At 74.6% G+C, this 11,596-nt stretch carries 10 protein-coding genes; 7 read left to right on the top strand and 3 right to left on the bottom strand.

What is annotated here, in order from left to right:
- Positions 1–304 precede the first annotated feature (304 nt).
- The 5 genes from mtrA (at position 305) to hpf (ending at position 6,408) form a co-directional block, all read left to right on the top strand.
- Positions 305–1,021, top strand: a complete 717-nt coding sequence (gene mtrA, locus CNO22_RS21455; protein WP_100501284.1) for an MtrAB system response regulator MtrA — start codon at positions 305–307, stop codon at positions 1,019–1,021.
- Between the two features lie 231 nt (positions 1,022–1,252).
- Positions 1,253–2,932 (top strand): MtrAB system histidine kinase MtrB, encoded by a 1,680-nt coding sequence (mtrB, locus tag CNO22_RS21450; protein WP_232807236.1) that lies wholly within the window; start codon positions 1,253–1,255, stop codon positions 2,930–2,932.
- A complete protein-coding gene (locus CNO22_RS21445) occupies positions 2,929–4,668 on the top strand; it encodes an LpqB family beta-propeller domain-containing protein (RefSeq protein ID WP_232807235.1) in 1,740 nt (579 codons plus the stop codon). The genes mtrB and CNO22_RS21445 overlap by 4 nt, the downstream gene beginning before the upstream one ends.
- Before the next feature lie 246 nt (positions 4,669–4,914).
- A complete protein-coding gene (locus tag CNO22_RS21440; protein ID WP_100501282.1) occupies positions 4,915–5,682 on the top strand; it encodes a ComF family protein in 768 nt (255 codons plus the stop codon).
- 39 nt (positions 5,683–5,721) lie between these two features.
- A complete protein-coding gene (gene hpf, locus CNO22_RS21435; protein WP_100501281.1) occupies positions 5,722–6,408 on the top strand; it encodes a ribosome hibernation-promoting factor, HPF/YfiA family in 687 nt (228 codons plus the stop codon).
- Between the two features lie 379 nt (positions 6,409–6,787).
- Here hpf and CNO22_RS29790 read toward each other — a convergent pair whose 3' ends face one another.
- On the bottom strand, positions 6,788–6,919 hold the full coding sequence (locus CNO22_RS29790) for a hypothetical protein (RefSeq protein WP_269799615.1): 132 nt from the start codon (positions 6,917–6,919) through the stop codon (positions 6,788–6,790).
- A 314-nt stretch (positions 6,920–7,233) separates the two neighbouring features.
- Between CNO22_RS29790 and CNO22_RS27910 the strand changes: the two genes are divergently transcribed.
- The gene (locus tag CNO22_RS27910) at positions 7,234–7,377 is read left to right on the top strand and encodes a hypothetical protein (RefSeq protein ID WP_157937056.1); all 144 of its coding nucleotides are present in this window, start codon (positions 7,234–7,236) and stop codon (positions 7,375–7,377) included.
- Positions 7,378–7,385: 8 nt separating this feature from the next.
- Here CNO22_RS27910 and CNO22_RS21430 read toward each other — a convergent pair whose 3' ends face one another.
- Positions 7,386–7,778 carry a pyridoxamine 5'-phosphate oxidase family protein gene (locus CNO22_RS21430; RefSeq protein ID WP_100501280.1) on the bottom strand — a complete coding sequence of 131 codons (393 nt, stop codon included), beginning with the start codon at positions 7,776–7,778 and terminating at the stop codon, positions 7,386–7,388.
- A 55-nt stretch (positions 7,779–7,833) separates the two neighbouring features.
- Between CNO22_RS21430 and secA the strand changes: the two genes are divergently transcribed.
- Positions 7,834–11,142: a preprotein translocase subunit SecA gene (secA, locus tag CNO22_RS21425; RefSeq protein ID WP_100501279.1), complete on the top strand. Its 3,309-nt coding sequence runs from the start codon at positions 7,834–7,836 to the stop codon at positions 11,140–11,142.
- Between the two features lie 63 nt (positions 11,143–11,205).
- Here secA and CNO22_RS21420 read toward each other — a convergent pair.
- Positions 11,206–11,596, bottom strand: a 391-nt coding sequence (locus tag CNO22_RS21420) for an Rv3235 family protein (RefSeq protein ID WP_100501278.1), incomplete at its 5' end; no start/stop codon positions are given.

Genomic DNA, 11,596 nt, shown 5'->3' with positions numbered 1-11,596 from the left:
TATGGATGATGTGAGGTAGATCTAGTGATATTTGTTGTCACGAGACGTACACCGCTGAGACGCACCCTGCAGGGTCCCGCCGCCGGGAGCGGACGGGCGGCCCCCTGCCCCCCGCCGCTCGTAGAAGGACCCCGTCCTCCCCATCCCTCGCACGCTCGGGATGGGACCCGGGACGGGGCCGGCGGGACCCTGCAGGGGGGCCGTCACCGGGCTGGCGGCGGAACCCTCCGCGCGCCCACCGGGGACACCCGTCCGGAGCAGACTCCGGGCGGGTGTCCCCGCTTCCGTCCCCGAGCAGCGCAGAATGGTCGCCGTGCCACCCACCGCTGCACCGAACGGGCCCAGCCGCGGCCGCGTCCTGGTCGTCGACGACGACGCCGCCCTCGCCGAGATGCTCGGCATCGTGCTCCGACGCGAGGGTTACGAACCGGCGTTCGTCTCCGACGGCAACCGCGCGGTGGGCGTGTTCCAGCAGACCCGCCCGGACATCGTGCTGCTGGACCTGATGCTGCCCGGCCGCAACGGCCTGCAGATCTGCCAGGACATCCGCACGCAGTCGACCGTCCCGATCGTCATGCTCACCGCCAAGGGTGACACCCTCGACGTCGTCCAGGGGCTCGAGGCCGGCGCCGACGACTACGTCACCAAGCCGTTCAAGCCGGTGGAGCTCGTCGCCCGGGTGCGCGCGCAGCTGCGCCGCGGCGAGTCCGGGCAGGCGGAGAACCTGAGCATCGGCGACGTGCAGATCGACGTCCCGGCGCACCAGGTCACCCGGGACGGCGTGCCCATCGCGCTGACCCCGCTGGAGTTCGACCTGCTGGTCGCGCTGGCCCGCAAGCCGCGCCAGGTGTTCACCCGCGAGCTGCTGCTCGAGCAGGTGTGGGGTTACCGGCACGCTGCGGACACCCGGCTGGTCAACGTCCACGTGCAGCGGCTGCGGGCGAAGATCGAGCGGGACCCGGAGAAGCCGGAGATCGTGCTCACGGTGCGAGGAGTCGGCTACAAGGCCGGCCCGCCGTGAGCGGAGCGGCCCGTGAGCACCGCAGCGAGGGCCGGAGCCGACAGGGAGTGAACATCGCAGCGAGCTCGGCGAGCGAGGAGCGGAGCGACCGCGGAGGCGACCGGTGACGTCGGCGAGGAGCGGAGCGATGCGCTCCGTGAGCCCGGGTCCATCGAGCCGGCCGTGAGCACCACGCGGCCCGCGCCTCCCGCGAGCGACGCGTCGCTCCAGCCGCCGTCGTCCTCCGGGGTCGTGGGCCGGAGCACGACGGCTCCCCGGCCGCGCCGTCCGCTGTCGGCCGACCTCGGCGCGCTGCGCCGCGGGCTGCGCCGGCGGGCCGGCCGGACGCGGCGGCTGGCGCAGCGGCTGGCCGCCCAGGCGGCGGCCTCCTGGCGGTCGTCGCTGCAGGTCCGGATCGGTGCCATCACCATGCTGGTGGCCGGCACGGTGGTGGTCATCGTGAGCCTGGTGCTGTTCAGCCAGATCCGCGACCAGCTGCTGTCGGTCAAGGAGCAGGCGGCGATCGACCAGGTCCAGACCGGGGTCGTCTACGCGCAGAACGAGGTCGCGGGCATCGCCGCCGGGGACGGCGCGAGCGTGCGGGCGACGCTGGACCGGACGGTCAAGCAGCTCAAGGAGCGCGGCAGCCCGGCCGGTGACTTCGAGGTCGTCATGGTCTACCGGACCGGCGACTCCGAGCGGCCGCCCGCGGTCAGCCAGCGCGGCATCTACCCGGCGATCCCGCCCGAGCTGCGCGCCGACGTCGCCTCCGGCGGCCAGTACGCGCAGTACGCGTTGGTCCCCGACGGCAGCGGGCTGGCCCGGCCCACCTACCTCGTCGGCGCCCCCGTGCCGACCGGGGCGGGCAGCGCCGAGCAGATCGAGCTGTACTACGCCTTCCCGCTCGACCAGGAGGCCGAGAGCCTGTCGCTGTTCCGCAGCACGGTGGTCATCAGCGGCATCGCGCTCACCCTCTTCGTCGTCGGGATCGCCCTGCTCGTGACCCGGCTGGTGGTCGACCCGGTGCGCCGGGCCGCGGGCATCGCGCAGCGGCTGGCGGAGGGGCAGCTCGAGGAGCGGATGGCCGTGCGCGGCGAGGACGACCTCGCCCGGCTGGCGACCAGCTTCAACGCGATGGCCGACAGCCTGCAGCGGCAGATCACCCAGCTGGAGTCGCTCTCCCAGCTGCAGCAGCGCTTCACCTCCGACGTCTCGCACGAGCTGCGCACGCCGCTGACCACGGTGCAGATGGCCGCCGAGGTGCTCTACGAGTCCCGCGCGGACTTCCCCCCGCACGTGGCCCGTTCCGCGGAGCTCATGCACACCGAGCTCGACCGCTTCGAGGGGCTGCTCACCGACCTGCTCGAGATCAGCCGCTACGACGCCGGGGCCGCCGTCCTCGACTGGGAGCCGACCGACCTCGGTGCACTCGTGCGCCGGGTGGCGGCCGGCATGTCGGCGCTGGCCGGGCGGCACGGCTGCGAGCTGACGGTGTCCGGCCCGGCCCAGGACGTCATCGCCGAGGTCGACGCCCGCCGGGTGGAGCGCATCCTCCGCAACCTGGTCGGCAACGCGATCGAGCACGGCACCGGCAAGCCGGTGGAGATCACCTGGGCGGCCAACCGGACGGCGGCCGCGGTCACCGTGCGCGACCACGGGGTGGGGCTCTCCTCGGCCGAGGCCCAGCACGTGTTCGACCGCTTCTGGCGCGCCGACCCCTCGCGGGTCCGCACCGTCGGCGGCAGCGGGCTGGGGCTGTCGATCAGCCTGGAGGACGCGCGGCTGCACGGCGGCTGGCTGCAGGTGTGGGGGCAGCCCGGCGTCGGCGCGCAGTTCCGGCTGACGCTGCCGCTCAGCGCCGGCGCCGACCTCAGCAGCTCGCCGCTGCCGCTGCGGCCCGCGGTCCTGCGCCGTCCACGGGGTGCCGGGTGACCCGCCACCGCGTCGTCCTGGCACCGCTCGCCCTGATGGCCTTGCTGGCCCTGGTGGGCGGCTGCTCGACGGTCCCGACGAGCTCGGCGCCCGTGCAGATCACCCAGGCACCACCGCGCGCGGAGACCCCGGTCGGCATCGAGCCGCAGTCGCCGGAGCCCGGCGCCACGCCGGAGGAGGTCGTCCGCGGCTTCCTCGACGCCGCCGCCAGCACCGTGCGCGGGCACCCCGTGGCACGCGAGCACCTGGCCCCCGAGCCGCAGGGGTCGTGGTCGGACGACGCCGGCATCACGGTGCTCGGCGCCGACTACGCCACCGTCACCACCGACGCCGGCACCGTCGTCGTGACCGGCGAGCTGGTCGGCACGATCGACCAGCGCGGCGGGTTCACCGTGGGCGGCCAGGAGGTCTACTCGCGGGAGTTCCGGCTCCAGCAGGTCGACGGCGAGTGGCGGATCAGCGACCCGCCGGACGGGCTGCTCATGCTCGAGCCGGACTTCGAGCGGCTCTACGAGCGGCGCGACCTCTACTTCCTCGACCCGACCGGTCAGCGCGTCGTCCCCGACCCGCGGTACCTGATCAGCGGGGAGGCGCAGCCGACGGTGCTGGTCGAGCGGCTGCTCGAGGGGCCCTCGGCGGTGCTGGCCGCGGGCGTCGTCAACGAGCTCGGGGGCGCCGCGCTGGGCAGCACGCTGACGGTCTCCGCCCAGGCGGTCAACGTCGACCTGACCGGCGTCGCGGACGCCTCGCCGTCCCGGCTCGCGGGGCTCTCGGCCCAGCTGGTCTGGACGCTCGGCCAGCTCAGCTCGGTGCGCTCGGTGGAGGTCCTCGTCGACGGGGACCCGTTGCGCCTCAAGGGCGTGCCGTCGACGCAGACCGTCGACACCTGGGCGGCCTTCGACCCCGACGCCGCCCCGGTCGACGCGGTCGGGCACTTCCTCGTCGACGGCGCGCTGTGGACCGCGACCGACGCCCCGGCGCCGGCGCCGGGGCCGGCCGGTGCCGGCGACTACGGGCTGTCCAGCGCCGCGGTCGCGACCGACCCGAGCACGGGGCAGCTGACGCAGATGGTCGGGGTGACCCAGCGGGACGGCCAGGCGACGCTGCTCACCGGCTCCTACGGCAGCGACCTCACGCCGGTGCTGCCCAGCAGCTCGCTGACCGCGCCGACGGTCGCGCCGACCCGGCAGGAGTTCTGGCTGGTCCGCGACGGCTCGACGGTGGTGCGGGTGCCCGCCGGCGGCCCACCGCAGGCGGTCAACGCCGTCACGCTGCCGGGCCTGGGCCGGGCCACGGCGCTGCAGCTCTCGCCCGACGGCGTGCGTGCCGCGGTCGTCGTCGAGGACGGCCAGCGGCGGAGCCTGTACGTCGGCACCGTCGTCCGCTCGGACGACGGGCCCGTGGCGCTGCGTGACTGGCGCGAGGTCGCCCCGGCGCTGGGCCAGGTCGTCGACGTGGCGTGGCGGACCTCCGGCAGCCTGCTGGTGCTGGCCGGCGACGCCGGCGAGGACCGCACCCTGCCCTACACGGTCGGCGTCGACGGGTGGGACCTCTCACCGGTGCCCACCGCCGGGCTGCCCAGCCAGGCCACCGAGGTCGCCGCCGCACCCGGGCGCCCGCCGCTGGTCAGCGCCGGCGGGACCATCTGGGAGTGGCAGGTCGCCGGGGGCACCTGGGTCACCCTGGTCCGCGGTCAGCAGCCGCAGCCGGGCACCGAGCCGTTCTACCCAGGCTGAAAGAGGACCCCGTCCCTCTCACCGTGGAAGGACCGCGTCCTCCCCACCCCTCGGAGAAGGACCCCGTCCTCCTCACCGCTCGCAGGCTCGCGGCGAGCCTCTGGACGGGGCCAGCGGGACCCGGGACGCGGCCGCGGCGAGCCTTCCGGACGGGGCCGTTCCTGCCCCCGCGGCCGGGCTGCGCTCGCCGTCCACAGATGACCGGCGGCCCTGGGCGCGGCGGTCGCGGGGCGCGAGGCTGCCGGGGTGGACGGCGGGGTGCTCGCGGCGCTGGCCGACCTGCTGCTGCCGCGCGAGTGCGCCGGCTGCGGCGTGCCGGGCGCCGTCCTCTGCCGGCGGTGCGCCGCGCTGCTCGCCGTCCCGCACCTGGCCCAGCCGCGCCGCTTCCCGGCCGGCTTCCCGCCGACGGTGGCCGCCGGCGCCTACGACGGGCCGGTGCGCCCGGCGGTCAACGCCTTCAAGGAGCGCGGCCGGGCCGAGCTGGCCCGCCCGCTGGGCGCCGCCCTCGCGCTGGCCGTCGCCGGCGTGCTCGCCGGGCTGTCCGCGCCCCCGGGCCCGGTCCGGCTGGTCCCGGTGCCCAGCAGCGCCGCCGCGCTGCGCGCCCGCGGCCGGGACCACGTCCGGGAGCTGACCGCCCGCGCGGTCGCCGAGCTGCGGGCGGCGGGGGTGCCGGCGGCCGAGGCGCGGCTGCTGTGCCGCAGCGGGCGCGCCGCGGACTCCGCGGGCCTCTCGGCGGCGCAGCGACGGGCCAACCTGGCCGGCACCTTCGCGCTGCGTCCCGGTCCGCGCGCGCTGCCCGCCGGGGCGGTGCTCGTGGTCGTCGACGACGTCGTGACCAGCGGCGCGACGCTCACCGAGGCGGCCGCGGTGCTCGCGCCGGCGGCCGGCCGGGAGGGTCCGCCGGTGCTCGCCGCGGTCGTCGCGGCCACCCCGCGGCGGGCTGCCCCGGGCGTCCCGGCAGGTCCCGGCGGGGGTCCGGCAGATCGACTGTCGGGACCCGGCAACCGGGACTAGCGTGGGTTCGAGCACACCCCCGAACGACCGGGAGGTCTCATGGAGATCGTGGTCCGTGGCCGCAACGTCGAAGTCCCCGAGCACTACCGACAGCACGTCGAGGACAAGGTCGGCAGCCTCGAACGCTTCGACGGCAAGCTGAAGATCCTCCGCATCGACGTGGAGCTCTTCCACGAGAAGAACCCCCGCCAGTCCGGCAAGTGCCAACGCGTGGAGATCACGCTCCGCGGCAAGGGACCGGTCATCCGGGCCGAGGCGGCTGCACCCGACTTCTACGCGGCGCTGGACCTCGCGGTCGGCAAGCTCGACCACCGCCTGCGCAAGGCCGCCGACCGCCGTCGCGTCCACCACGGACGCCGGACCCCGGCGACGGTGCGGGTGGGCGGCGCCGCCCCCGACACCGACGTCCTGGAGGCCCTCGACCGCGACCGGCAGCTCGCCGAGGGGCCGCACGTCACCGACCTCGACGAACACCTGCCGGGGCAGATCGTGCGGGAGAAGCACCACCCCGCCACCCCGATGCACGTCGACCAGGCCCTCCACGAGATGGAGCTGGTCGGCCACGACTTCTTCCTCTTCATGTGCGCCGACACCGGGCAGCCGACGGTGGTCTACCGCCGGCACGCCTACGACTACGGCCTCATCCGGCTCGTCGACGCGCCACTGGACGGCGCCGCCGCGCGGCAGTCCGCCTCGTCCGCGGAGCCCGCGGCGGCCCGGTCCTGACGCCGGGGCGGGGGTGCGGCGACCCCGCACCCCCGCCCCGCTCACCCTCCCCGCACGCGTCCGGAGAACACCACCTCCGCACGCGGGCCCTCCCGGTACGCCGGACAGGAACGGACGACGCCCTCCCGGGCGAACCCCGCCCGCTCCGCCACCGCCTGTGACGCGGTGTTCGCCACGTCGGTGAACAGGTGCACCCGCACCGCGCCGTGCCCGAGCGCCCGGCCCCCCGTGCAGGGTCCCGGCCCGAGCGTGCGAGGGCCGGGAGGCACGGGTCCTTCGCCCAGTGGCCGGTCTCGGGCCCCAGCAGACCGTGGTCCTGCCGGTGGTGCAGGCCGCAGGAGGCGACCACGTCGCCGTCGGCCTCGGCGGCGCGGACCAGCTACCGGCCCTCCGCCCGCCCGCGGACGGCGACGCCGGTCACGAAGGCCTCGGCGTCGGCGCGCGTGCAGGGCTCCGGCAGGTTCGGCAGCCACCGCCGGTGCTCCGGGTCCTGGCAGGCGCGGAACACCACGTCGACGTCGTCCGGGGTGCGCCCTCGCGGAGGACTCGGAGGAGGTCATCCACGACGACGACGTCGAACGGTTCGACACCGGTGTGAGAGGTGGCTGAGCATGGCATCCCGTTCTCGGGGAGCCCAGGGGCTGATCGTCGTCGCGCTCCTGTGCGTCGTCGGCCTCGCCGCCTGGTACGGGCGGACGGTGTGGGCGGACAGCGGTTCGTTCGTCCTCGTCCTGTTCGGCATCCCGCTGGCCTGCACCGCCATCGCCCTGTGGGCGGAGCGCGCGAGCAGGACGGTGCCGGCCTGCGCTGCTCGCGGCCCTCGCGGTGGTCTCGCTCGCGTGGTCGCTGCTCACAGGACTGGGCATCGGGATGGTGTTCGTGGTGCCGTCGTCGTTGCTGCTGGTCGCCGCGGTGGTCTCGTGGTCCCACAGGACGCGGCGCGACTCCTCGCCGTCGATGCAGGACTGAGTGTTCGCTCAGGCGCTGCCCAGCACCCGGTCGACCGAGATCTCCAGGACCACCCGCGCGGGGTTCTCTCTCGGCTGCCGGTATCGCTGCGCGTAGCGGGCCTCGGCGTCGGCGACCGCGGCCGGGTCGTCGCGCACCACCGCCGTCCCCTCGAGAGTCACCCACCGGCGGCCGTCGACCTGGCACACGGCGACCCGTGGGCTCCCCGCGCGCACGTGCCGCGCCTTGGCCGACGTCCCGGACGTGATGACCCGGGCGGTGCGGGCGGCCGCGTCGTAGGTCACCCCGACCGGGACGACGTGCGGGCTCCCGTCGGCGCGCAGCGTGGTCAGCGTGGCCAGGTGCCGCTCGGTGAGGAAGGTGAGCAGGCCGTCCGGCAGGTCGTCGAGGTCGTACGCCACGTGGCAGATTGTCAGGTGACCGGATCTCGCACCTGACACCGCCTACGCTGGAACAGTGGTGTTCTCGAAGATCCTCCGAGCCGGTGAGGGCAAGACCCTCCGGCGACTGAACAAGATCGCTGACGCGGTCGAGTCGCTGGCGGACGACGTCGTCGACCTCACCGACGCGGAGCTGCGCGCGAAGACCGACGAGTTCAGGGAGCGGCTGGAGGAGGGGGAGACCCTCGACCAGCTCCTCCCGGAGGCGTTCGCCGTCGTCCGTGAGGCCGCCACCCGCACCCTCGGCCAGCGGCACTTCCGCGTGCAGCTCATGGGCGGCGCCGCGCTGCACCTGGGCAACATCGCCGAGATGCGCACCGGTGAGGGCAAGACGCTGACCGGCGTCCTGCCCGCGTACCTCAACGCGCTCACCGGCAATGGCGTGCACGTCGTCACCGTCAACGACTACCTGGCCAAGCGCGACGCCGAGTGGATGGGCCGGGTGCACCGCTTCCTCGGCCTGTCGGTCGGCGTGATCCTCTCCGGCGAGCGCCCGGAGCACCGCCGCGAGCAGTACGCCTGCGACATCACCTACGGCACCAACAACGAGTTCGGCTTCGACTACCTGCGCGACAACATGGCCTGGAAGAAGGCCGACCTGGTGCAGCGCGGGCACCACTTCGCCGTCGTCGACGAGGTCGACTCGATCCTCATCGACGAGGCCCGGACCCCGCTGATCATCAGCGGCCCGGCCGGCGACCCGGCGATGCACCGCTGGTACACCGAGTTCGCGCGGCTGGCCCCGATGATGCAGCGCGACGTCCACTACGAGGTGGAGGAGGCCAAGCGCACGGTCGCCATCACCGAGGAGGGCGTGGAGTTCGTCGAGGACCAGATCGGCATCGAGAACCTCTACGAGGCGGCCAACACCCCGCTGATCAGCTTCCTGAACAACGCGCTCAAGGCCAAGGAGCTCTACCACCGCGACCAGCAGTACATCGTCAGCAACGGCGAGGTGCTCATCGTCGACGAGTTCACCGGCCGCGTGCTCTCGGGCCGGCGCTACAACGAGGGCATGCACCAGGCCATCGAGGCCAAGGAGCGGGTGCAGATCAAGGACGAGAACCAGACGCTCGCCACGATCACCCTGCAGAACTACTTCCGGCTCTACGAGAAGCTGTCGGGGATGACCGGCACGGCCCAGACCGAGGCGGCCGAGCTCTCCCAGACCTACGGGCTGGGTGTCGTGCCGATCCCGACGAACCGGCCGATGGTCCGGGAGGACCGCTCCGACGTCATCTACAAGACGGAGAAGGCGAAGTTCGACGCCGTCATCGACGACATCGCCGAGCGGCACGAGGCCGGCCAGCCGGTGCTGGTCGGCACGGCCAGCGTCGAGAAGTCCGAGGTGCTCTCCAAGCTGCTGCTCCAGCGCGGGATCAAGCACGAGGTGCTCAACGCGAAGAACCACGCGCGCGAGGCGCACATCGTCGCCCAGGCCGGGCGGCTGGGCGCGGTCACCGTGGCCACCAACATGGCCGGCCGCGGTACCGACATCCAGCTCGGCGGCAGCCCCGACTTCATCGCCGACGAGCAGCTGCGCGCCCGCGGCCTGTCGCCGGCGGAGACGCCGGAGGACTACGAGGCGGCCTGGGACAGCGCGCTGGAGAAGGCCAAGGAGCAGGTCCGCGCCGAGCACGAGCAGGTGACCGAGGCCGGCGGCCTCTACGTCCTGGGCACCGAGCGGCACGAGAGCCGGCGCATCGACAACCAGCTGCGCGGCCGATCCGGCCGGCAGGGGGACCCGGGCGAGTCGCGGTTCTACCTGTCGCTGGGCGACGACCTCATGCGGCGCTTCAACGGCCCGATGCTCGAGTCGATGATGACCACGCTGCGGGTCCCCGACGACCAGCCGATCGAGTCCAAGATGGTCAGCCGGGCGATCCTGTCCGCGCAGACCCAGGTCGAGCAGCAGAACTTCGAGGTCCGCAAGGACGTCCTGAAGTACGACGAGGTGCTCAACCGCCAGCGCACCGTCATCTACGCCGAGCGGCGCAAGGTGCTCGACGGTGCCGACCTGCACGTGCAGGTCCGCACGATGGTCGACGAGGTCGTCAGCGCCTACGTCGACGGCGCCACCGAGATGGGCTACGCCGAGGACTGGGACCTCGAGCAGCTGTGGACCGGCCTCAAGGCGCTCTACCCGGTGGGCCTGGACCGCGACGAGCTGATCGACCGGGTGGCCGACGGTGACCAGGCGGCGCTGACCGCCGACGTCCTCAAGCGCGAGCTGCTCGACGACGTCCACCGCGCCTACGAGGAGCGCGAGGCGGCGCTGGGCTCGGAGGTCATGCGCGAGCTCGAGCGGCGGGTACTGCTCAGCGTGCTCGACCGCAAGTGGCGCGAGCACCTCTACGAGATGGACTACCTGCGGGCCGGCATCCACCTGCGCGCCATGGCCAACCGCGACCCGGTCGTGGAGTACCAGCGCGAGGGCTACGACATGTTCATGTCGATGCTCGACGGCATCAAGGAGGAGTCGGTCGGCTTCCTGTTCAACCTGGAGGTCAAGACCAAGGACCAGCAGGACGCCGAGGCCCGGGCCAAGCAGGCCGAGGCCGAGGCCAAGGCGCTGGCGGCGGCCCAGCAGGGGACGGCGCGGGTGCTGGCCCGCCAGGCGGCGGCTGCCCGGGCGGCGCAGGCCGCGGCGGCTTCGGCTGCACCGGCACCCGCCGCGCCGACCGCCCCCGCCCCGTCGGCGCCGGTCTCCTCAGCTCCGTCGGCCCCGGCTCCGGCTCCGTCGGCCTCGGCCCCGGCCCGGCCGGCTCCGTCGGCCTCGGCCCCGGCTCCGTCGGCCTCGGCCCCGGCTCCGTCGGCCTCGGCCCCGGCTCAGTCGGCCTCGGCCCCGGCCCGGCCGGCTCCGTCGGCCTCGGCCCCGGCTCCGTCGGCCTCGGCCCCGGCCCGGCCGGCTCCCGCTCCGGTCGAGGGGGACGGGGTCGCGGCGGCCCCGGCTGCCGCCGCCGGGACCCCCGCTCCTGCTCCCGAGGCGCCTGCGCCGACCCCGGCCGCCCGCCGGAGCTCCTCGGCGCGGCGGCCGCGGCACGCCGCGCCCGAGGCCGCCCCGGTGGAGCCCGAGGTCGAGGAGCCGGTGTCCTCGGACGCCGGTCCGGAGCTCTCGGTCAAGGGCCTCGACGACCCGCACCGCGACGACCAGCTCAGCTACTCGGCTCCCGGTCTGGACGCCTCGCCCAAGGAGAGCGGCCGGACCAAGGCGGCCAAGACCGCGACGGTGACCGGCACCAAGGAGCCGGCTCGCAACGCGCCGTGCCCCTGCGGCTCGGGCAAGAAGTACAAGGTCTGCCACGGAGCGCCCTCGCGCGCGTGAGCACCGCTGGCGCCCTCTCGGGTCCCGCCCCGAGCTTGCGAGGGGTGGGGAGGAGGGGGTCCTTCAACCGATCTGGAGGGCCGTGCACCGCCACCGGCCGTCGATGCCCTCCAGCCGTGCGGCGACCGCGTGCGCCCGGCCCGAGCGGCGGGCCACCGCGCTGACCTCGGCGACCCCGTCGACCGGCTCGCAGACGTGCACCGGACCGAGCAGCACCGGGGCGGTGCCGCCGGCGCACCAGCGGGGCCGGCGGCCGCTGGTCAGGGCCGCGTAGACGCCGAGGGCGGTGAACGGCTGCACCTGGCTGAGGGGACGCCGGCCGGTCAGCCCCTCGAGGGTGAGCAGCAGCAGTCGGCGTCCGGCGACGCGCGGGTCGGGCAGGTCCGCCCGGGCCGACCAGGTCGGCTCGAAGCCCGGCACGAACCCCGCGGGCGGCTCCTCCGGCCGCGGCCGC

Origin of the sequence: Geodermatophilus chilensis (genome assembly GCF_002802985.1) — a bacterium.
Classification (GTDB): domain Bacteria; phylum Actinomycetota; class Actinomycetes; order Mycobacteriales; family Geodermatophilaceae; genus Geodermatophilus; species Geodermatophilus chilensis.
Note: the sequence above shows the minus strand (reverse complement) of the source record. Positions and strands in the feature narration are given on the sequence as shown.